Genomic DNA, 20,037 nt, shown 5'->3' on the forward strand with positions numbered 1-20,037 from the left:
AACATCTCAATAGGGAATTGTATGGAGACACTTGAATATTTTCTTCCCCAAGTATGGTTTGTAATTTTGGCTTTGTTCCTCTTACTATACGTGATGCTAGATGGATTTGATTTGGGGGTGGGGATATTGTCTCTCACTTCTTCTGATGAGGAACGCCGGGGAATTTTGATGACTAGTTTGAGTAATATTTGGGATGCGAATGAAACATGGCTTGTTCTGTTGGGGGGCGCACTTTTTGGCGCGTTTCCTTTAGCTTATAGCACCATTTTTACGGCGTTATATATTCCCCTGCTCACAATGGTTTTTGGGTTTATTTTTCGGGCTGTGGCTTTTGAATTTCGGGAGTTATCTAACCGCAAATTTTTCTGGAATTTCGCTTTTGGAGCGGGAAGTTTTACCGCCGCACTCGGTCAAGGTTTCGCTTTGGGTGCTGTACTCAAGGGAATTAATGTTGATGAGGCGGGACATTTTATTGGTACAACTTGGGACTGGTTGAGTATTCCCTCTGTGTTGGTGGCTTTAACTTTGATTCAAGGATATGTGTTGATTGGTTCCACTTATCTGATTTGGAAAACTACGGGAGAATTACAGGCTACTCATTTTAAAACTGCTAAAATCGCCGCTTGGACAACTTTAATCGGGGCGATTTTCATCACTATTACTACACCAATTATTTATGAGGGTGCTAGGTCACGGTTATTTCAACAACCCCTGGTTTATATCTTTGCGGTAATTCCTATTTTGGGGGTTTTGCTAATTTGGCAACTTCTGAAAAGTCTGAACAGTGGAGATGAAAAAGCGCCTTTTGTTTGGACAATTCTTTTGTTTGTGCTGACTTTTTTGGGTTTAGGTTTAATTGTTTTTCCCTATATTATTCCGAATAAAATCACGATTTATCAAGCATCTGCTGACCCCAGTTCTTTGGTGATCATGATTATTTTTATCGGCTTTTTGATTCCAGTGATGTTGTTTTACAACCTTTACCAGTACATTGTGTTTCGCGGTAAGGTGACTGGTGAACAATATGGGGAGTAATTAACCCAAAGATACCGGATTTCTTTGAGGAGTCCGGTATCTGATTTGTTTCCCTCCCCCATATCACTTATTAACTGCTGCTGGACCTTGGGAATTATCAAAGATACTATTCATTTTAGATTCAGTTAAATTTGTAGGAAACATGATTCCTTGTTTTTTATTAATAGATTGCAGAGTTTTAAAGACTCTATCCCAGAAGCTATGAATACCATAGTTACCCTGAAAGTTTGTATGATGAAGATCATGAAAATCTGAAGGTATGAAAAATATTGATAAAGAACTATGTCCTTCTAAGTTATAAATGTTACCGATTACAGTCCATGCACATAGTTGAGTAATATCATATCCAAATATAAAAATAGGTAAAATATCTGCGATAGTTACAATAATATATTCTAGAAAACTCTTATGTCCAGCTACGAAACTTGATGAGTCTTTAAATTCATGATGTTTAAGATGGATTTTTACAAGGGATTTTGTATGTAATAGTCTATGGCAAACATAGAAACAAAAATCAGCTACAACTATCCTCATGAAAAACCATCCCAGATTTACAACTAAACTATTACCTCGATCAACTTGTGGGGCTAAATATAGTATGATTAATGCGGCAATGAAGGCTTTTATTTCTCCTGTAATTATCCCTGTTAAAGTAAAATTAGGAAATGATTGCTTTTTTACTTTCTTGACTCTTACAGTTAGTTTTTCAGTCCAAATATTGTGATTTTTGATGATTTTTTCTATCAAAATCCCAATACTATAGAATGAGATAGAACCAATCAACCAGTATAATACAACTTGGCTAATGAAATTAAGTTGTAAATTATTTAATAGTAAATAATTGACTTGCTGCAAAATTGTACAACTAATAGCAATTTTGAGATAAAATTCCATCTCAAAACAAAAAGTTAGCAGTAATTTCAAGAAGTTTGGCATATCTTTAACCAGAAATGTTTGATTTCCCAATTACTTAGATAAGTAAGTCAAATTTCAATATATGTCATTGCGACGTAAGGAAGCAATCTCAAACCCCGATGTTTCTTGAAAATGCGTCGGTCCTATTAAGTAAGTCGCCGGGAAAATTTCAATATATGTCATTGCGACGTAAGGAAGCAATCTCAAACCCCGATGTTTCTCGAAAATGCGTCGGTCCTATTAAGTAAGTCACCGGGAAAATTTCAATATATGTCATTGCGACGTATTCAAATGTAACTTTTATTTTCCGTACTAGTTGCCAGCGAGTTAATCGTTTAAAACTTAGCTTAAATAAGATAATAAAGGGAAAAAGCCAAAAATTCAAGGGTAAAAATCCAAATTTACTTTTATTTACCAACCAATACCCCTTGAAGCTTTCTCTAGCTTCCAGCGACAAAAATAGAGAGGCTGTTACAATCCGTTACAATCTCCCCAGCACCCGCCCTATCTTGATTTAGCCCTGCTTTTTTGGCTGTGATTTCCACAGATGGGCTTAACAAATCTTCAACCTGGTAACGCAGCGATCGCCTGACCCTTCACTACTCAACTACAATAGAAATAGAATTGTTGAGATTTGTATATTTAGGGGTTATGCTCTCATGGCTCCCGCCGTTTTAATTGAAAATCTGCAAAAGAGCTACGGCGCAGTAGTTGCTGTCAAAGATGTATCCTTTCAGGTGGAACCAGGAGAAATCTTTGGGTTACTCGGTCCCAACGGGGCTGGTAAAACCACCACTCTACGCGCATTATGTACTCTGATTACACCGGATGCTGGCAAAATTGAAGTATCCGGAACCTCCGTCATAGATAACCCCAGAATCGCCAGACAAAAGCTGGGCTATGTGGCGCAAGAAGTCGCATTAGATAAAGTGCTGACTGGTAAAGAACTCCTGCAACTGCAAGCTGCTCTGTACCATATCCCCCGCGCGATCGCCAAACAGCGTATTGAGATGGTTTTGGATTTGCTGGGTTTACAGGAATACGCCAATAAAAAAACCGGAACCTACTCCGGCGGTTTACGCAAGCGCCTAGACTTGGCGGCTGGTTTACTCCACGCCCCAGATGTTTTGGTGTTAGATGAGCCAACCGTGGGGCTTGACATAGATAGCCGCTTCGTGGTATGGGATTTCCTGCGCCAGTTACGGGCTTCTGGCACAACGATATTAATTACCAGCCATTATTTAGAGGAAATTGATGCTTTAGCGGATCGGGTAGCAATTATTGACCGTGGGGTAGTGATTGCATCTGGTACGCCTTCTCAATTAAAGGATAAAGTTGGGGGCGATCGCATCACCTTGAGAATCCGTGAATTTTCTCCCATAGAAGAAGCGGAAAAAGCCAAACACCTCTTGCAAGATTTACCCTTTGTGCAAGAAGTAATTATTAACAGCGCTCAAGGTAATTCCCTCAACTTGGTAGTCACACCCCAAAGTGATGCTCTGATTACCATCCAGAAATCCTTAAACACTGCCGGCTTACCTACTTTTGGCATTGCTCAATCTCGCCCCAGCCTGGATGACGTTTACCTCGCCGCCACCGGACGCACATTATTAGATGCAGAACTGGCCGCAGTTAGTACCCGCGACCCTAAAGCTGAGAAAAAGCAAAACATGAGGTAAAGGCTTTTAAACCTGATAACTGATAACTGTCAACTGATAACTGATTATGAGTCTTACTAAATCTGAGATGAATTGGCAGCAATTAGCATCACCACAAGCGGATGTGAATGTCGCCCCCAATTTTTTGGGTGAACTAATCCAAGAGACTTTAGCTTTAACTCGTCGCTTGTTTATTCAATTACAACGCCGTCCCTCAACCTTAGTGGCCGGAATTATTCAGCCGGTCATGTGGTTAGTGCTATTTGGTGCTTTGTTCCAAAATGCCCCCAAGGGTTTGTTTGGTACTACTGGAAACTACGGTCAATTCCTCGCTGCTGGCGTAATTGTTTTTACAGCTTTTGCGGGGGCTTTGAATGCCGGTTTACCTGTGATGTTTGACCGGGAATTCGGTTTTTTAAATCGTTTACTGGTAGCACCTTTAGCCTCACGGTTTTCCATTGTCTTCGCTTCGGCGATTTTTATCATTAGCCAAAGTTTGTTACAAGCAGCCGTAATTGTGGCAGCAGCAGCTTTTCTAGGGGCGGGTCTACCAGATTTATTGGGTTTAGGTGCGATCGCCTTAATTGTCTTTTTACTAGCATTAGGTGTCACAGCCATTTCCCTGGGTTTAGCCTTTGCCTTACCCGGTCACATTGAATTAATTGCTGTAATTTTTGTCACTAACCTGCCTCTGCTGTTTGCAAGTACCGCCTTGGCTCCTTTATCCTTCATGCCTCAGTGGTTGCAAGTTGTCGCTACCCTCAATCCTCTCAGCTTTGCCATTGAACCCATTCGCTATCTTTATCTTCACAGCAATTGGGGACTAGATAGTGTAGTCATGCAAGCTCCTTGGGGTAATGTTACCTTTGGTGGAGCGCTGCTGGTGTTGTTTGGCTTTGCCGTTGTAGCTTTATTGAGCATTCAACCCCGACTGCGGCGGAGTCTGGCGTAAGATCACAACTAGATTCGTTACAGCAATTTAAGGGTTAAAACTCTATGAAAAAACCATTTTTATCAGTTACTCAAATTTCACTGCTAACTGTCGCTGGAATTTGCTTCACTTCCCTGTTGGTCGCTGAACCAAGTTTGGCTCAATTCAACTCAGTGGATCGTGGTACAAACCAGAATAGTGATCCCTTTGCTGCTCCTAACACAGGTGAACTCGATGTATTTGATATCATTCATCGCGCACAGATGGGGACTATCAACTGGAATGCTAACGAGCAAGGAGAAAAACTAGACTCAGCCGCATCAGATTTTAGAGCTAGGCAACAAAAAGCCTTTCAAGAACAGCAACAGTCCCAGATAGAATCACCATCCAGTGCCACTGAAGAAACTCAAGTACCTTAAAATTCAGATCAAGACCTCAACCCCGAAACCTAAATTGGTGGAGTTGAGGTTAAATTCAAAATCTTAAAACTACAGACCCAGTGCAGCTAAAACATCACTGGCGTGAGTAGTGGTATTTACACTAGCGTCAACATGAATAATTTTGCCGTTAGGGTCAATTACGTAAGTAACACGCTTGGCGTAACCACCGCCATCGACATCATAAGCTTTGATTAAACTTTGGTTGGTGTCAGCCAACAGAGGAAAGTTTAAATTATATTTTTGAGTGAAGGCCTGATGAGCGGCTTCATCATCAGCACTGACTCCCAGCACTACTACATCTTTACCGGAATATTGAGATTGAGCATCCCGAAAGCTACAAGCTTGTTTGGTGCAGCCTGGAGTGTCATCTTTGGGATAGAAATACAATACAACTGTTTTGCCAGCAAAACTAGATAATGAAACGGTATTGCCGTTAGTATCTTTGACGGTAAATGCAGGTGCATCTGTACCAACTGCTAGAGGCATAATGAACCTTTCCTGTTTTAAATTGATGACTTTGAAATTTTACAATAATTTACAATGTTTAAGTGACTTATCAGAGAAAGTACTACTAGGGAGTGAGGGAGTAGGGAGTGTGGGAGGTGTGGGGAGTGTGGGGAGTGTGGGAGGTGTGGGAGGTATGGGGAGTGTGGGAAGTGTGGGAAGTGTGGGAGGTATGGGGAGTGTGGGGAGTAGTAATTTTCAAATGACCAATGATTTACCCTGAGCGTAGCCGAAGGGCTAATGACTAATGACTAATATTAATTCTCAAAAACGGAAAAACTTTTTTTATACCAGTAACACAGTAGAAAGGGCGCGGCGATCGCTTGTTTGTTCTCCCTTTAATATTGTGCTATTTGAAGCCATGCGACAGCAAAGTGTAACATTAGGTGCGATCGCAATGGAAAATGGTGTTAAGCATGGTTACACTCAACGCCCTTTGTCAGAATTAGCCTGTGATAATGATTTGGGCTGGCTGATTCAAGTCGGTGTTTTGCGGCGAGAAGTCGATGGTCAAGGAATTACCGATGGTTATCGCCTCACTCCTTTAGGTCATCAGTTAGTGGAACAATTCCAGGGTGAAAATTGGTCTAATCCTTCCTGGAGCGATCGCCTATACAATGCCCTAATCTACTGGTTTAGACTACCTTTTTAATTACGAATTACGTTAGCGAAGCTCCTCTAAAAGAGGCACTACGAATTACTAATTACTAATTACTAATTATGAAAGCAATTATGGTAGTGGGAACAACATCCCACGCAGGGAAATCACTGATAACTACAGCTATTTGTCGCATTTTGTCCCGGCGCGGTTTACGAGTGGCTCCCTTTAAAGGTCAAAATATGGCCTTGAATGCCTATGTCACCGCTAATGGGGGAGAAATTGGTTATGCTCAAGCCGTACAAGCTTGGGCGGCTGGTATTGTTCCTTCGGTAGAAATGAACCCGATTTTACTCAAACCCCAGGGAGATATGACATCCCAAGTCATTATCAAAGGTAGACCTGTAGGCAGAGTCAAAGCCGCAGACTATTACGAACAATACTTTGATATTGGTTGGCAAGCAATAGAAGAATCCATTAGATACCTATCTACAGAATTTGATTTGCTCGTCTGTGAAGGCGCAGGAAGTCCGGCGGAGATTAACCTCAAGCACCGCGACTTAACTAATATGCGGATCGCCAAATATTTAAATGCACCAACTATATTAGTAGTTGATATTGACCGTGGTGGTGCTTTTGCTCACGTAGTCGGAACTTTAGAGTTATTAGAACCAGAAGAACGTCAATTAATTAAAGGTATAGTAATTAACAAATTCCGGGGACAGCGATCGCTCCTAGAACCAGGAATCAAATGGTTAGAAGAACGAATTGGCATACCTGTGGTCGGTGTCATCCCATATTTTCAAGAAGTATTTCCCGCCGAAGACTCCCTGGATCTGTTAGAACGTCGATCATATAAAACCAATACTGACCTGAATATCACCGTCATTCGCTTACCGAGAATCTCCAACTTCACCGATTTTGACCCCTTGGAATCAGAAGCAACTGTGTCCCTTAAATTCCTCGGTTTGAAGCAAGAATTAGGACATCCTGATGCAGTAATTATCCCAGGTTCCAAGACCACAATCACCGACTTGATCCTGATGCAAAAAACTGGGATGGCAGCAGCAATTCAAAACTATGCAGCCTCTGGTGGGACAGTCTTGGGGATTTGTGGTGGCTATCAAATGTTAGGGCAAATTATCGCCGATCCAGAAGGAGTAGAAGGACAAGCCGGAAGATTTCAGGGGTTAAATCTTTTACCCATTAGAACAGTGATTACTGGCCAGAAAATTGCCCGTCAGCGCCAAGTTAGTTCCAACTATCCTCAAATGGGTTTACCAGTGAATGGCTTTGAAATCCACCAAGGGCGATCGCGCATAGAACAACCAGAAGATAAACCCACCTACCACCCTTTATTCGATGATCCTAATTTAGGATTAGTAGATAGCTGTCAATCTATTTGGGGTACATATCTCCACGGACTATTTGATAATGGCCCTTGGCGACGTGCTTGGTTAAATCGCCTCCGTCAACAAAGAGGTTTAAAATCCTTACCCACCGGTGTAGCTAACTATCGAGAACAGCGAGAACAGATTTTAGACTCCATCGCCACGCAAATTGAAACCCATTTGAACTTAACGCCCTTTTTACCCTAAATCAAAGATTATTCCATGACTATTTCCGTGCGCTTTTTGCCAGATGATATTACTGTTAATGCCGAAGTGGGAGAACCTCTGTTAGATGTAGCAGAACGGGCTGGGGTGTTTATTCCCACCGGTTGTCTCATGGGATCTTGTCATGCTTGCACAGTAGAACTGGACAACGGCGATGTCATTCGCGCTTGTCTTTCATCAGTTCTCCCAGGGCGCACAGAAATGACAATTAATTTGTATAGTGACCCCACTTGGTGATTGTTTCAAACACGGGCGATGCACTACCGAAACCTACAGTGTGTAACGCCCCATAGTTTCAAATTGCCGGGGGTAGTGAGAGAACTGTTTTAACTATTAGACTGGACATTCAAAGCATATTCTTTAAATCTTTCCAAGTCAGCTTGAATAGTAGACTCAACTACCCCACCCAAAAATAAATTATCCATAATTTTGCCGATAATCCCAGGGATAGCATAGGAAACTGTCATTTTGACGATACTACTACCGTGGCGATCGTAAAAGCGAATTGCTCCTTGATTCGGCAAACCATCCACAGATTCCCATTGAATAATTTGCTGTTTGATCACTTTTAGCATCCGGGATTTCCATTTAAATTCCAGACCATTAGTGTTGAGTTTCCATAGAGATATATCTGGATCTTCTGGGGAAATATTTACTGAATCAATCCACTTCATCCAACGGGGCATTTGCTCTAAATCTGACCACAGACCCCAGACTAATTCTATAGGAGCCTCTACTTCAACTTGCACACTATGCTCTAACCAATCTGCCATTTTCTTTGCTTCCTTTGCTTCCTGTGTGCCTGGTGCGGTTGGTTATTTCTTGATGTTCTCTAAAATTACTTTTGCCGCCTGCCGTCCGGAAATAGTTGCTCCTTCCATGCTGTCGATGTAATCTTGCTGAGTATAACTACCGGCTAAAAAGAAATTATTCACTGGTGTTTTTTGGTTAGGACGGTAAGGGTCCATTCCTGGTGCTTCTCTGTAGAGAGATTTCGCCAGTTTAACAACGCTATACCAAGTCATATTTAGTTCTCGTGATGAGGGGAACAGTTCATGAACTTGCTTGAGGACGTGTTGCGCGATCGCCTCATTACTTTGTTTAATAAAAGGATCTCCCGGTGTAAGTACCAGCTGTAACAACGACCCTTCTCCGGGACGATAGTAATCACTGGGGCTAGCTAAAGCCAAATCAGCAAAACAAGAGAAGTCAGCATCGGCAGTATAGAGTAAATTATCTATCCCCGCAGCATGATCTAACTGTTTGCGTTGTTCTTCATCTTGGAGTTCTGTTACCCAGCCATCAAATCGCAACTGCACTGTTGCTACAGGAACTGCATCTAATTGATAAATATTATCAAATTCTGACCATTTACGCCACTCTTGGGGTAAAATTCGCTGAATGCCTGGGACATCGCAAGCAAAAACATAAGCATCAGCAGTAATGATTTCTGTATTATCACCTTCTGCAACAGCTATACCAGTGACGCGAGTTTCTCCCTCAGATTCAGTAAATTGAATTTCCCGGACTTGGCGACGGGTATGAATTTGAGTCCCTTTAGCTTCTAAATATTTGACTATAGGCTGGTGCAGATACTCATTCGGAGAACCTTCCAGCATCCGCATAATTGAGGCTTCAGTTTTAGATGCAAAAAACTGGAAGATTGTCAACATACAACGGGCAGAAATATGATCACAATCAATAAATCCCAAAGCATAAGCAATGGGATTCCACATCCGTTTAATGCTACCTTCACTACCACCATGACTGCGGAACCATTCAGCAAAACTAACCTTATCTAGGGTGCGGATAGTTTTCATCGCCCCGTTAAAGTCTACCAACCCCCGAACTATGGGGCTAGTACCCAAGGCGATCGCATTTTGGAGTTTATCCTGTAATGATAGTTGAGAAGTCGTAAAAAATGCCTTTAATCCATTGAAAGGCGCACCAGTAAAAAAGCGAAAATCTAAAGTACCAGTGCGCCCCCCTTTATTAATAAAAGTGTGGGTATGTTCTTTCAGGCGTAAATTTGACAACGCCCCCACTTTTTCCATTAACTCAAATAGCTGGTAGTAACAACCAAAGAACACGTGCAAGCCCATTTCAATATGGTTGCCATCATCATCTACCCAACTACTGACTTTACCACCAACAAATGGGCGGGACTCAAAAATCTGGACTTCATAACCAGCATCAGCCAAATCTACTGCGGTTGCTAGCCCAGCCAGTCCCGCACCCACAATTGCAACACGCATTATTCCATCTTACCCTTTCAGTTTCTTTACAGATTGTAACTGGGTTAGTGTCGGAATTGGCTACTTATTCAACTTCACTATGTGTTAAGTTAGAATCCTCGCGTGTTTAGACCGCAGAGACAGCAATGTCTGAAGAATAGTGTGGGCTGTTGATTGTTTAGTCTCAATTCAGTTTTTCAACCTCCAACTATTTATTAGACTTGTTGATCCTGTTCAACTCATATAAAATACCAGTGGCGAGTATTGGCAATCTGGCAAGAAAAATTTTTCTGCTTCACCAAAACCTAGATTTATAATGAATTTGACAGTAACAACTATCAACTAGTTGAAACACCGATGGGTAGATTGAGTGACGTGATTTCGTCTATTGCCAAATAAAAGCTACCCACCGAATAAGTTGTGTCTCTTCCTGGTAGAAATTACCCCACATTCATCGTCCCTAATTATTAGCTTCATTGCTATCACTTGATACAGTCAGCCCTCTAATTAGTTCACGAATTACATCTGTTGCAGGTCTACCTGTTTGTTGACAATATCTTTCTAATTTTTCTGCTTCTTGTGTTGCCAAGTTAACAGTTATACGTTTTACGGCCCACTTTTTATTAGTCATTATCATGTTATCTGCTGTATGTTGACACCATGCAAAAGAACGATTAACTGAAGATTAAGACGATTAGATTATCAGAGTTTGTGTCAATAAACAAGCAATGTCATTAACACTAAAAAAGTTATCTTGGTCAAATGTATTGATTCTTGCTCAATAAAATATGAGACTAGAATTAATATTGTAACAGCCGAGATATCCCACACTCTCTGGTCAAGATATTTAGACCTGGAAGTTGTTCATCAAAGCCTGACAATTCAATTCGCTAAATACACTTGAGATACTTACTCTTGACGAAATCAAGTCGGCTCAATTATTCTTGATCAACAGAATCTCAAATTTTCTCGCAATGCAGGTAAGTAAAGACTCTGAAAAAATATGTGCTACAAGTCCACAGGATTCTATTAGTTAGACCTGCTATGATGTATATGCATCTGTTTTATGGTTAATCATCACCTGAAAGTAATTACTAACAAGTGATATTATTCAAGATGAAAGTGATTTTTTCATCTGTCTAGTGTCATAAAACTGTATCCATAGCCAGCCAATAACCAAAGAATTGCATACGGTGATTATTGACTAATTAAAGGATAATTTATTGCTTATTTTTCCAGTGGCGTTTACTATGAACCTGCAATTTTAGAGAATTTCCTGAGAATTTTTGATTTAGGGATATGAGCTGGTTAAAACTCATAATTTTCTCTGTTTATAATTTTGATAACATTGAATGTTCTCTCATATTTTTGTTCCTCTAGGTTTTGAGTTTAAATTCACCAATTGCCTAAAAATTTGTGTCTATAAGCAGTTGGAGAATTGGAAATATATAATTGAATTTCCCATGAAACACGACGCAAGTTGCTGCTGAATAAGTTCCCTGAAAAAACAATATACGGAATTAATCAAATTATCAGCAAGTGGTAAATGATATCCCCTCAAAAGTTGCAGAGCATCCTGCAAGCCCTGACTATTGGCATAAAACCTCAAAAATAGCTCCGGATATCTACTCTAGTGGAGGCGAAAAACCACAGATAAATCACAGTGGATCTTGATCTGTGGAAATTAGTGGGTTTAAAGTTGAGGCATGATTGAAAGAGTGCCAGGACCTAAAATTTTAGGTGAATGCGATCGCCCCTGAAAGAAAATCATCAGATATTGCTAGAGAGGACGACCACAGGAAGCTCTTGTTATAACTAGTTGGGTAATCATCAAACCGCAGTAGTCATTGATATTTTCATTTTGCTGATGCCATTTTTGAGGTGCTTCTCTATAAGTTGGAGCATCATCTAAAAAATCACCATTTTCAGTTTCCAAGCAATCCCAATCATGGCTCGCTGATTGCAGCAAATAGCTTTAACTCCTCTAGCGGCGGCGATATTTACCATCAGAGGTTTAAATTAAACTGATTGATCGCCGACTAAGGAAATTCGCATCCTCAACAGACAAAGACGAGCTTAGACTTAGTTTATTACTCATCTCTCCAGCTAGGAGAATCAGCAAAGTCTTCATCCTCCATCCCAAAACCTGCCATTTCTTCTAATTCTGCTGCTAACTTCGGCATAGTGGAGACAGTCACATACAAAGATTTAATTGATTCTGAGTTGGATTTGGGCGGAGAAATGCGATAGCGACGGCTGAGGCTAGGAAAAGTCTCATGATTCAGCTGATAATGGTAATCGCGGATAAAGCGTCTCAAGCTCTCCAGAGCCACAAAAGCTACAACTGCCTCTTCTTCATATAAAACAGAACGCAATCCTTCTAGTGGATGGATATTGCCGAAACTTGGCTCAATTTCTGATGTAGGCAAATCGGCTAAATCTTCATCTTCATCGTCGTCGAGATCATTTTCAGTTTCAAAAGTCAGAAATAGACAATCCTGTTTCAGGAAAGCTTCTTCTAAATGTTCTTGTGCTTCATCAGCTTCTAAAACTGCGGCACGAAACTGCTTGAGAGAGTTTTCTGAACGATAAAATAAAATTCCATACTCCATTCCTAGCATCCCCATCACTGAGGTATAGAGTGTGGCAACATCCCAATTATTAATCTCTATTGATAAGATTTGTTGTTCTTCTAAAAATTCCCAAGGAGCCGTCTGCCAAAGAGCTAGGGCTTGATTATACAAAGCTTGTGCATACTGGGGAGGTAAATCGGGAACTTGGTTATCGAGGATTTCCGTAAACCCACGAAATAGTTCGTCAATTAAGGGTAATTCCGGGACGTAATCAATAGCAATATCTAAATCTTGCAGCACACCGCGCAGGTAAAACTGAATTTCCCGGTCTTTGACGACAATTTTTTGGGGTCTGGCGGGTTTAGCAGGGCTGTGGGGATGCTCCATTGCACGCATTAAAGTCCGAACAATGGCTTCTGGGCCTGTTTCAGGAGATACCACATCCATTCCTCGGACAACACCCTGTGAACCATCTACCCAAAGAATGCATTCACCATTGGCCTCCAAGTCAGTATCGGAAGTTGGTGATGATGACATTGGACGGCGATCGCCCTCCCATACAGAAGGAATTTGAGTTAGTGTTTTCAACCGACGACTGGTAGAGCGATTAAAACTTGTCATAAAGTAGATTTAGCAAAAATAAGCTATTTAGCAGTAGACTGTGGGGGATAACTAGCCTTGGGTGAAATATTCCTGATTACAAATGAAGAATCGGGGGAATTGGTGTTTGCCACAAGGACCGAACTTTAAAAATACCGAATACCTAAACAGACCCAATCTCTCAATTCTAGAATAAAAAGTTGTGGCTGCTTTGGAACTATTGTTGACAATTTAGTTACTAAATATCTCAACATCGCTAGAATAAGGATAAAAACTCAAAGGTTAGTCATCACAGTACTTCAGGAGTTGAAACCGTAACATGACACAAGCAACTCAGTCTCAACAGCGTGGAATTCAACTAAGCGCAACCGCCTTAGCTCAGGTAAAATCCTTGCAAGAAAAGCAAGGTCAAGAACTCTGCTTACGAGTAGGAGTCCGTCAAGGTGGTTGTTCGGGGATGTCTTATATGATGGATTTTGAGGACACCAGCAAGATCACCCCTCAAGATGAAGTTTTCGATTACGATGGCTTCAAAATTGTTTGTGATGGCAAAAGCTTACTATACCTTTATGGTTTAATGCTCGATTACAGCGATGCCATGATTGGTGGTGGTTTTCAATTCACTAACCCCAATGCATCTCAAACCTGTGGTTGCGGTAAGTCATTTGGAGTGTAAGATTGTCAGTGGTCGGTTGTCATTTGTAATCACTGTTGATTACTGACTACTTACTGTTGACTCTATAACTATTAACTGATTTGCTATGGCTCAAACAGTTGAATTCCTGTTTGATACAGGTTTGGAACGCTATAAAGCTGGTGAAGAAGCAGCATCTTTAATCCCAGTATTTAAAGAAGTATGCGATCGCGCCCCGGAAACAAGTTCAGCCTGGATTTGTTTATCTTGGTTGTATTTGCTAGACAATCAACCGAGATTGGCGGCGAAAGCGGCACGAAGGGCGGTAAAGTTAAATCCACAGGACCCACAGGCCAGAATTAACTTGGCTATGTCAATGCTGGAAATAGGTGAAAAAGGACTACGACCACACATCGACATGGCCAAACAGTTAATTTTTGTCAATGAAGAATGGGAGAAAGAAATTAACGATAGCATCGCCGATGGTTTAAGTCGAAAACCAGATTGGCAAAGTTTACAAAAAGTCAAAACCTGGCTATCTGAATAATTAAGTCTAGATTCCAGATGCAGCAGAGGTGCAGGGGGGCAGGGGGCAGGCTTGCCCTGAGCGCAGTCGAAGGGGTGCAGGGGGGAAATGTTTTCCTAATACCCAATCCCCAACTTGCACTGAGCAACTTGTACTGAGCGTAGTCGAAGTAAGTCGAAGTGTTCCCACACTCCCCACACTCCCCACACTCCCCACACTCCCCACACTGCCCAATCCCCAATCTCCATTCCCCTTATGAAAGAAAAATTATTAAACTGGCTAAACCTCGTTTTAGTTGCTGATGTATTCTTAGTTTTATTTGGCTTTGGTTGGTTAGCGATCGCCGCCATTGGTGATGCTGCGGGAGTACACTTAGGTTTAGATTTATGGCATCAACTTTGGCAACCTTTATTTAACCCCGCAATTGGTATCCTCATGGGTGGCGCTCTTCTAAGTGGTTTAATCAGTTGGGTTTCTCGCAAATTTCAGGCTGATTGAATTATTTGTGATAATGCTGGTTTTAAATCAGAGTATTCATACTCAAAGCCAGCCACTAAGGTACGTTGAGGTATAACTTGTTGACCCTCTAAAACTACCATCGCCCCATCTCCTAACAGAGCTTCTAGAGCAAACCCCGGAACAGGTAACCAAGAGGGACGCTGCATAACGGCTCCTAAAGTTTGGCTTAACTCTGCCATCCGCACAGGATGGGGAGCAGTAGCATTATATACGCCCTCCATTGCTGGTTGAGTTAAAGCTACCAAAATCAGGTTAACTAAGTCATCTAAGTGAATCCAGGAAAACCACTGGCGACCACTACCGAGGGGACCACCTGCAAAAAGTTTGAAAGGTGTAATCATTTTGCCCAAAGCGCCGCCATTCCCCAGGACAATACCTAAACGGAGAATCACCAAGCGCACACCAGCATCTTTAACTTTTTCTGCTTCCGCTTCCCAGGTTTGACAGACTTGAGCCAGAAAATCATCACCAGATGAACTAGTTTCCTCAAAGGTAGCTGTTTCACTAGTACCGTAGTAACCAATAGCCGAAGCATTGACTAACACAGAGGGTTGAGGATTAGCTTTGGCGATCGCTTCCACTATTTTTTGTGTCCCTAGCTGGCGACTATTGAGGATTTTCTGCTTTTGTTCTGGTGTCCAGCGTTCATCTGCAATGGGTTCCCCAGCCAAATTAACCACAGCATCACAACCGGCAAGACTATCTTGCCAAGAGCCAGAGACTGTTGGCGTATAGGCAACAATTTCTACATGAGGAAAAGCCTGTGGGGGAAAACTTTTTTGAGCAGAGGAAGTATTACGAGTTAACACCAGTATTCTATGACCTTCCTTGTGCAGTCGTTCTACCAAACGACTCCCGACAAATCCCGTTGCTCCAGTAATGGCTACTTTCATCATGCAAATGCACCTTAAATCCCTATTTTAACCTTCTCAACCGCCAAAAAAGTGGTGACAAAAACAGACTAATTAGCTACTTTCCAACCTATTCCCTCCTATGTATATGTATCTTCATCTTCATCTTCATCCCTGCGATGATTTATGACTGTAATCTCAGACTCGTCACCATCTGTTCTTTCCGAGATATCACTATTTCTTAAGAGATAATAAATAGCACGTACCCGTGGGCCAAAAACTATCTCATCTTCATTTTTGAGATTATGAACTGAAATTTTATTGTCATTAATAATTAGACCGTTGGCACTGGGCTTGCCTGTCGCATCACCATCTACAATCCGATAATAATAACTGTTCTGATTGTTTCCTTGCATTCTCACTAATGTGGCGTGACGACGAGAGACAAATTGAGACGCTAAACGAATATTACAATCCTTACCTCTGCCAACAGAGTAAATGGTTTGTTGCAAAATAAATTCCTTACGACCTTGATTATCCTCAATAATCAGTCGGTGGCTTTCATCAGTTTTACTTTCCATTGACACATTAGTCTTAAAACTGGTTGTACTCGAAGTCATAAAAATTATGAAGATAGCGTTTTTCTCTGTTTGTCAGTTAAACCCATAGGTGGAGTGGCCTAGCCATAGAATTGATTAACTACAAATGGTGTGAACTAGTACACTATGTTTGGTTTCAACTCAGGCGGGATTAGTCTAATAATCAAGGCTTTGATTATAGAGAAGCGGGCTTATTGTGCTAGAAAAATTACCCGTCAATACCTGACGGGTATGGCTGCGATTACTATCTAGGAAAGACCACAGAAAAACCATTTACTACGGGTTACACAGATAGGTTTCTAGTCCAGCAGATGAGGAAATGCGACATTTTTTTCTGCCATATTTCAGGAACTATGGTGATATATTGGTGAATATGATCAAAACTTCCTATTCTTAGGAACAATAAAACTTTGCAGTTTTAGTCAATGCTAGTGTTACTACATAAGCAGCAGTCACAGATCATGAGGATACTTAAGTATCGATACTTAAGTGTAACCTGAGATGGCAGAAAAACAGCATTTCATTAAAAGATTGATAACTACAGTCGATGAACGACTCTCCGCAATAAAATTGAGTTAGTTACAACACTCACAGAACTAAAAGCCATTAATGCCGCCGCCCCAGAAGGGCTGAGGACAAATCCGAATTTGGGTAACAATATCCCGGCTGCTAAAGGAATGCCGATGGTATTGTATGCAAATGCCCAGAATAAATTTTGGCGGATTTTGTTGAAGGTGGCACGACTGAGTTGTATTGATGCCACTACGTCATTTAAGCGATCGCGCATTAAGATTATTTCTGCCGTTTCCATGGCCACATCTGTGCCAGAGTATAAAGCAATTCCTACATCTGCCTGTGATAGAGCCGGAGCATCATTAATACCATCACCAATCATGGCGACTTTAGATGCAGATTTCCTTTGTAATTCTTCAATGACAGCCGCTTTCTGACTGGGGATCACCCCGGCGATCGCATCAGCTTTATCTATTCCTAATTGTTGAGCTATAGCCTGAGCCGCTTCTAAGCGATCGCCACTGAGCAGCATCACCCGTAAACCCAGATCACGTAACTTGTTAACTGTAGCCTCAGCATCCGGTCTGAGAGCATCTTGAACGGCAATTAGTCCGGCCAAATGACCCGCAACGGCCACACCAACCACGGTTTTACCATTTTCAGCCAGATGATTAGCCATTTGTTGTGCAGAGTCACTCAGAGAAATGTCGTGCTGACTCAACCAATCCCAATTACCCAAAAGTACAGAACTACCCTCGACAATAGCAGATACACCCAAACCAGGTTCTGTGTAGAAATCTACAGCATCAGGAATCGATAAATTTTGCTCCTGGGCGGCTTGCTGAATCGCTTTAGCCAAGGGGTGATAAGTGCCATTCTCTACAGCTGTTGCTAATTGTAGGAGAGAGTAAGGTTGATGATTTTCCCATTCCCCAAAGGTTAAACAATCGGTAACAGTGGGATTACCTGTAGTCAAAGTACCAGTTTTATCAAAAATCACTGTATCTAACTGGTGTACTCTTTCCAAAACATCCCCACCTTTAATTAATAGACCTCGTTCAGCGCCTATGGCGGTTCCCACCAAAATTGCTGTAGGTGTCGCCAATCCCAACGCACAGGGACAAGCCACAACCATCACGGCGATCGCTAGTTTTAAACTAGTCAGCAAGGAAGAGTGGGTAGAAACCGGATTCATCGCCTCTAGTGACGAGTGATTCATCATTTCCATACCACCAGAGATAGTCACATCAGCCCAGATGTGAGTCCCAAAAAAGTACCAAAAAATAAATGTCAACACAGAAGCAGTCAACACACCATAGGTAAAGTAACCGGCTACCGTATCAGCTAATTTCTGCACTGGAGCCTTACGAGTTTGAGCGGCTTCTACCAGTGAGACAATGTGCGCCAAAGTGGTATCGCTACCAGTCCGAGTGGCGAAAATGGCGATCGCACCTGACTCGTTAAGAGTTCCTGCGGCTACCAAATCCCCAGACTGCTTAATTACCGGTACGGCTTCCCCAGTCAGCATGGACTCATTCACCGTCGTTTGCCCAAACCGCACCTCACCATCAACAGGAATTTTATCTCCTGGTAGTACCTGCAACCATTCCCCAACCCGCACCTTTTCGGCTGGAATCTCCACAATATTTGTTCCCAAACCGACCTTTTCCTGATCTGGGTTGACAATCAATCGTGCAGTTTGTGGTTGGAGTGACAGCAATTCTTTAAAAGCGGCTGCGGCGCGTCCTCTAGCTTGTTGCTCTAAAGTCCTACCCAGGAGGATAAAACCCAGCATCATCACAGGTTCATCAAAAAAGCATTCCCAACCCATTTGGGGAAACAGTAGTGCAACTAAACTAGCAGTGTAGGCTGTCAGCGTTCCCAATCCCACCAGGGTATTCATATTAGGAGCATTTCGCCGCCATCCCCGCCAACCATCTATTAAAATGGGGCGACCAGGAATCAGTATTGCTACTGTCGCCAATCCACAGTGAAACCAGATGTTATTCAATATTGGCAGGACTTGTCCACCCATATCGGCAAAGTGTCCAATTCCTGACAACACCAGCAGTATTCCCGCAATAATTAACTGCTGAAATGACCCACGCATTTCTCGGCGCTTTCGTGCTTCTGGATCTTCTAAATCCCCTGTTGCTTTTTCCCTAGCTTGACGAGATTGAGAAGGAAATCCGGCTGATGTTAATTGCTGTGCTAGTGCATCTGGGTCTACTTTGCCTGGTTCTGTTTCGATCACTGCTACTTCTGTAGCCAAATTCACACAGGCGCTTTTGACTCCTGAATATTGGGTGAGCTGTCGCTCTACAGCGCTTACACATCCCGCACATTTCATCCCCCCAACATCTAGGATAATTTTCTCTACAGTCGGGGCTGGTTCTTGAGTAAGCGTTGTTTTCGGGACAAGTTGCATGACAAGTGTTGGGTTCGCTACAAAACTTCAACGCCTCAATAAAAGCGTCTCTCTCTTGAGCGTAGGCGAAATTCGGCAATATGACAGAAGGTCAATCATATTAATTTTATTAATTTAGCAGGACTTACGCAAAATTATGAAAAAACAAACCACAAAGGACACTAAGTTAAGAGGGTTTAAAAGAGTTTTTGCGTAAATTCTGTTTAGCTGCGAGTCCATTTCAGATAAGTTATATAAATTATAGATACCACCTGTATGGGCATGATCGCTATTAGACTCTTCCAAAAATAGTTGATGTCTAAACTGGACATGATGCTGAAGTAGCACATACCCACCAGTAGAAACATCATCCAACTGAGATATTTACGTTTAATTGTCAGCATATAACATTTTCAGGCTGGGCTAGGTATAGGAATAATTGACCACAGATCAACACAGATATTCTGAAAGTTTTTAGAACCAGCCTTGTTTGTTGATAAAGTAGCTATTAACAAATTCTTCGGGAGTTTTGTTTAAGTAGATCATCCCTTCAATTAAGCCGATTAGCTGCATAACTAACAAGCTAATACCGTAGGTGAAAAAACCGCCAATTAGAGCTATTACCAGCATAATGCAGCCTTCTGGAGCATATCCTAGAACAAATTTATGCGCTCCCAATCCTCCGAAAATAATACCGCAGTAACCAGCAATCAGTTGTTTAGTAGGTTGAGAGGGATTGAAATTTGCCATATTATTTTTATCCTAGTCAAGTGATTATAAAAAATTCATTTTAGTCAAATTAAAGCTTTAAAATATGTTCATTTAGTAAACATATCTTGAAGCTTTTATTAGTAAAAATGCGCCTGATTTTCAATATTAAAATA

General features: G+C 41.7%; 20 protein-coding genes and 1 pseudogene. 11 read left to right on the forward strand and 10 right to left on the reverse strand.

The window, feature by feature from the left end; genetic code table 11:
• The first annotated feature begins 21 nt into the window (after positions 1–21).
• On the forward strand, positions 22–1,035 hold the full coding sequence (gene cydB, locus VB620_RS01930) for a cytochrome d ubiquinol oxidase subunit II (RefSeq protein ID WP_323194443.1): 1,014 nt from the start codon (positions 22–24) through the stop codon (positions 1,033–1,035).
• 63 nt (positions 1,036–1,098) lie between these two features.
• Here the strand turns inward: cydB and VB620_RS01935 are convergent, their stop codons facing one another.
• Positions 1,099–2,001: a sterol desaturase family protein gene (locus tag VB620_RS01935; protein WP_323194444.1), complete on the reverse strand. Its 903-nt coding sequence runs from the start codon at positions 1,999–2,001 to the stop codon at positions 1,099–1,101.
• A 608-nt stretch (positions 2,002–2,609) separates the two neighbouring features.
• On the opposite strand from VB620_RS01935, the gene VB620_RS01940 reads away from it, so the two are divergent.
• Genes VB620_RS01940 through VB620_RS01950 form a run of 3 tightly spaced genes read left to right on the forward strand, consistent with a single transcriptional unit; the run spans position 2,610 to position 4,958 of the window.
• Positions 2,610–3,629, forward strand: coding sequence for an ABC transporter ATP-binding protein (locus VB620_RS01940; RefSeq protein WP_323194445.1), 1,020 nt, complete (start codon positions 2,610–2,612; stop codon positions 3,627–3,629).
• A 46-nt stretch (positions 3,630–3,675) separates the two neighbouring features.
• Positions 3,676–4,560 (forward strand): ABC transporter permease, encoded by an 885-nt coding sequence (locus tag VB620_RS01945; protein ID WP_323194446.1) that lies wholly within the window; start codon positions 3,676–3,678, stop codon positions 4,558–4,560.
• A gap of 44 nt (positions 4,561–4,604) precedes the next feature.
• Entirely contained in the window at positions 4,605–4,958 is a 354-nt protein-coding gene (locus VB620_RS01950; RefSeq protein WP_323194447.1) for a hypothetical protein, read from the forward strand.
• 69 nt (positions 4,959–5,027) lie between these two features.
• Here VB620_RS01950 and VB620_RS01955 read toward each other — a convergent pair whose 3' ends face one another.
• Complete coding sequence (locus tag VB620_RS01955) at positions 5,028–5,465, reverse strand: peroxiredoxin (RefSeq protein WP_323194448.1); 438 nt, start codon at positions 5,463–5,465, stop codon at positions 5,028–5,030.
• 25 nt (positions 5,466–5,490) lie between these two features.
• Between VB620_RS01955 and VB620_RS01960 the strand changes: the two genes are divergently transcribed.
• From VB620_RS01960 to VB620_RS01975, 4 genes are all read left to right on the forward strand, one after another.
• Complete coding sequence (locus tag VB620_RS01960; RefSeq protein ID WP_323194449.1) at positions 5,491–5,706, forward strand: hypothetical protein; 216 nt, start codon at positions 5,491–5,493, stop codon at positions 5,704–5,706.
• Between the two features lie 24 nt (positions 5,707–5,730).
• Positions 5,731–6,135 carry an Npun_F0494 family protein gene (locus tag VB620_RS01965; RefSeq protein WP_323194450.1) on the forward strand — a complete coding sequence of 135 codons (405 nt, stop codon included), beginning with the start codon at positions 5,731–5,733 and terminating at the stop codon, positions 6,133–6,135.
• Between the two features lie 68 nt (positions 6,136–6,203).
• Positions 6,204–7,679 (forward strand): cobyric acid synthase CobQ, encoded by a 1,476-nt coding sequence (cobQ, locus tag VB620_RS01970; RefSeq protein WP_323194451.1) that lies wholly within the window; start codon positions 6,204–6,206, stop codon positions 7,677–7,679.
• 15 nt (positions 7,680–7,694) lie between these two features.
• Positions 7,695–7,934, forward strand: a complete 240-nt coding sequence (locus VB620_RS01975) for a 2Fe-2S iron-sulfur cluster-binding protein (RefSeq protein WP_323194452.1) — start codon at positions 7,695–7,697, stop codon at positions 7,932–7,934.
• 89 nt (positions 7,935–8,023) lie between these two features.
• On the opposite strand, the gene VB620_RS01980 is transcribed toward VB620_RS01975, so the two are convergent.
• The 4 genes and pseudogenes from VB620_RS01980 to VB620_RS02000 all read right to left on the reverse strand — a co-directional run bounded on the left by VB620_RS01980 (position 8,024) and on the right by VB620_RS02000 (position 13,125).
• Positions 8,024–8,470 (reverse strand): SRPBCC family protein, encoded by a 447-nt coding sequence (locus VB620_RS01980; protein WP_323194453.1) that lies wholly within the window; start codon positions 8,468–8,470, stop codon positions 8,024–8,026.
• Positions 8,471–8,512: 42 nt separating this feature from the next.
• Entirely contained in the window at positions 8,513–9,952 is a 1,440-nt protein-coding gene (gene zds, locus VB620_RS01985) for a 9,9'-di-cis-zeta-carotene desaturase (RefSeq protein WP_323194454.1), read from the reverse strand.
• Between the two features lie 439 nt (positions 9,953–10,391).
• The gene (locus VB620_RS01990) at positions 10,392–10,568 is read right to left on the reverse strand and encodes a ribbon-helix-helix domain-containing protein (RefSeq protein WP_323194455.1); all 177 of its coding nucleotides are present in this window, start codon (positions 10,566–10,568) and stop codon (positions 10,392–10,394) included.
• 1,056 nt (positions 10,569–11,624) lie between these two features.
• A pseudogene (locus VB620_RS02000) lies at positions 11,625–13,125 on the reverse strand (DUF6930 domain-containing protein).
• A 298-nt stretch (positions 13,126–13,423) separates the two neighbouring features.
• Here VB620_RS02000 and VB620_RS02005 point away from each other — a divergent pair.
• From VB620_RS02005 to VB620_RS02015, 3 genes are all read left to right on the forward strand, one after another.
• The gene (locus VB620_RS02005; RefSeq protein ID WP_323194457.1) at positions 13,424–13,780 is read left to right on the forward strand and encodes a HesB/IscA family protein; all 357 of its coding nucleotides are present in this window, start codon (positions 13,424–13,426) and stop codon (positions 13,778–13,780) included.
• Positions 13,781–13,865: 85 nt separating this feature from the next.
• Positions 13,866–14,285 (forward strand): tetratricopeptide repeat protein, encoded by a 420-nt coding sequence (locus tag VB620_RS02010; RefSeq protein ID WP_323194458.1) that lies wholly within the window; start codon positions 13,866–13,868, stop codon positions 14,283–14,285.
• Between the two features lie 234 nt (positions 14,286–14,519).
• Positions 14,520–14,762 (forward strand): hypothetical protein, encoded by a 243-nt coding sequence (locus VB620_RS02015; protein WP_323194459.1) that lies wholly within the window; start codon positions 14,520–14,522, stop codon positions 14,760–14,762.
• Here the strand turns inward: VB620_RS02015 and thyD are convergent.
• The 4 genes from thyD to VB620_RS02035 form a co-directional block, all read right to left on the reverse strand.
• Positions 14,750–15,676, reverse strand: a complete 927-nt coding sequence (gene thyD, locus VB620_RS02020) for a thylakoid membrane protein ThyD (RefSeq protein WP_323194602.1) — start codon at positions 15,674–15,676, stop codon at positions 14,750–14,752. The genes VB620_RS02015 and thyD overlap by 13 nt on opposite strands.
• A 98-nt stretch (positions 15,677–15,774) precedes the next feature.
• The gene (locus VB620_RS02025) at positions 15,775–16,215 is read right to left on the reverse strand and encodes an FHA domain-containing protein (protein ID WP_323194460.1); all 441 of its coding nucleotides are present in this window, start codon (positions 16,213–16,215) and stop codon (positions 15,775–15,777) included.
• Positions 16,216–16,771: 556 nt separating this feature from the next.
• On the reverse strand, positions 16,772–19,174 hold the full coding sequence (locus tag VB620_RS02030) for a heavy metal translocating P-type ATPase (RefSeq protein WP_323194461.1): 2,403 nt from the start codon (positions 19,172–19,174) through the stop codon (positions 16,772–16,774).
• Positions 19,175–19,627: 453 nt separating this feature from the next.
• A complete protein-coding gene (locus VB620_RS02035; RefSeq protein ID WP_323194462.1) occupies positions 19,628–19,903 on the reverse strand; it encodes a TM2 domain-containing protein in 276 nt (91 codons plus the stop codon).
• Positions 19,904–20,037: the final 134 nt, after the last annotated feature.

The sequence above is a fragment of the Nodularia harveyana UHCC-0300 genome (assembly GCF_034931085.1).
Classification (GTDB): Bacteria; Cyanobacteriota; Cyanobacteriia; order Cyanobacteriales; family Nostocaceae; genus Nodularia; species Nodularia harveyana.

Bases quoted from the DNA above. Each gene is read 5' to 3' on its own strand.
- cydB (WP_323194443.1), top strand. From the start codon at position 22: ATGGAGACACTTGAATATTTTCTTCCCCAAGTATGGTTTGTAATTTTG.
- VB620_RS01940 (WP_323194445.1), top strand. From the start codon at position 2,610: ATGGCTCCCGCCGTTTTAATTGAAAATCTGCAAAAGAGCTACGGCGCA.
- VB620_RS01945 (WP_323194446.1), top strand. From the start codon at position 3,676: ATGAGTCTTACTAAATCTGAGATGAATTGGCAGCAATTAGCATCACCA.
- VB620_RS01950 (WP_323194447.1), top strand. From the start codon at position 4,605: ATGAAAAAACCATTTTTATCAGTTACTCAAATTTCACTGCTAACTGTC.
- VB620_RS01955 (WP_323194448.1), bottom strand. From the start codon at position 5,465: ATGCCTCTAGCAGTTGGTACAGATGCACCTGCATTTACCGTCAAAGAT.
- VB620_RS01960 (WP_323194449.1), top strand. From the start codon at position 5,491: ATGACTTTGAAATTTTACAATAATTTACAATGTTTAAGTGACTTATCA.
- VB620_RS01965 (WP_323194450.1), top strand. From the start codon at position 5,731: ATGACTAATATTAATTCTCAAAAACGGAAAAACTTTTTTTATACCAGT.
- cobQ (WP_323194451.1), top strand. From the start codon at position 6,204: ATGAAAGCAATTATGGTAGTGGGAACAACATCCCACGCAGGGAAATCA.
- VB620_RS01975 (WP_323194452.1), top strand. From the start codon at position 7,695: ATGACTATTTCCGTGCGCTTTTTGCCAGATGATATTACTGTTAATGCC.
- VB620_RS01980 (WP_323194453.1), bottom strand. From the start codon at position 8,470: ATGGCAGATTGGTTAGAGCATAGTGTGCAAGTTGAAGTAGAGGCTCCT.
- zds (WP_323194454.1), bottom strand. From the start codon at position 9,952: ATGCGTGTTGCAATTGTGGGTGCGGGACTGGCTGGGCTAGCAACCGCA.
- VB620_RS01990 (WP_323194455.1), bottom strand. From the start codon at position 10,568: ATGATAATGACTAATAAAAAGTGGGCCGTAAAACGTATAACTGTTAAC.
- VB620_RS02005 (WP_323194457.1), top strand. From the start codon at position 13,424: ATGACACAAGCAACTCAGTCTCAACAGCGTGGAATTCAACTAAGCGCA.
- VB620_RS02010 (WP_323194458.1), top strand. From the start codon at position 13,866: ATGGCTCAAACAGTTGAATTCCTGTTTGATACAGGTTTGGAACGCTAT.
- VB620_RS02015 (WP_323194459.1), top strand. From the start codon at position 14,520: ATGAAAGAAAAATTATTAAACTGGCTAAACCTCGTTTTAGTTGCTGAT.
- thyD (WP_323194602.1), bottom strand. From the start codon at position 15,676: ATGAAAGTAGCCATTACTGGAGCAACGGGATTTGTCGGGAGTCGTTTG.
- VB620_RS02025 (WP_323194460.1), bottom strand. From the start codon at position 16,215: ATGGAAAGTAAAACTGATGAAAGCCACCGACTGATTATTGAGGATAAT.
- VB620_RS02030 (WP_323194461.1), bottom strand. From the start codon at position 19,174: ATGCAACTTGTCCCGAAAACAACGCTTACTCAAGAACCAGCCCCGACT.
- VB620_RS02035 (WP_323194462.1), bottom strand. From the start codon at position 19,903: ATGGCAAATTTCAATCCCTCTCAACCTACTAAACAACTGATTGCTGGT.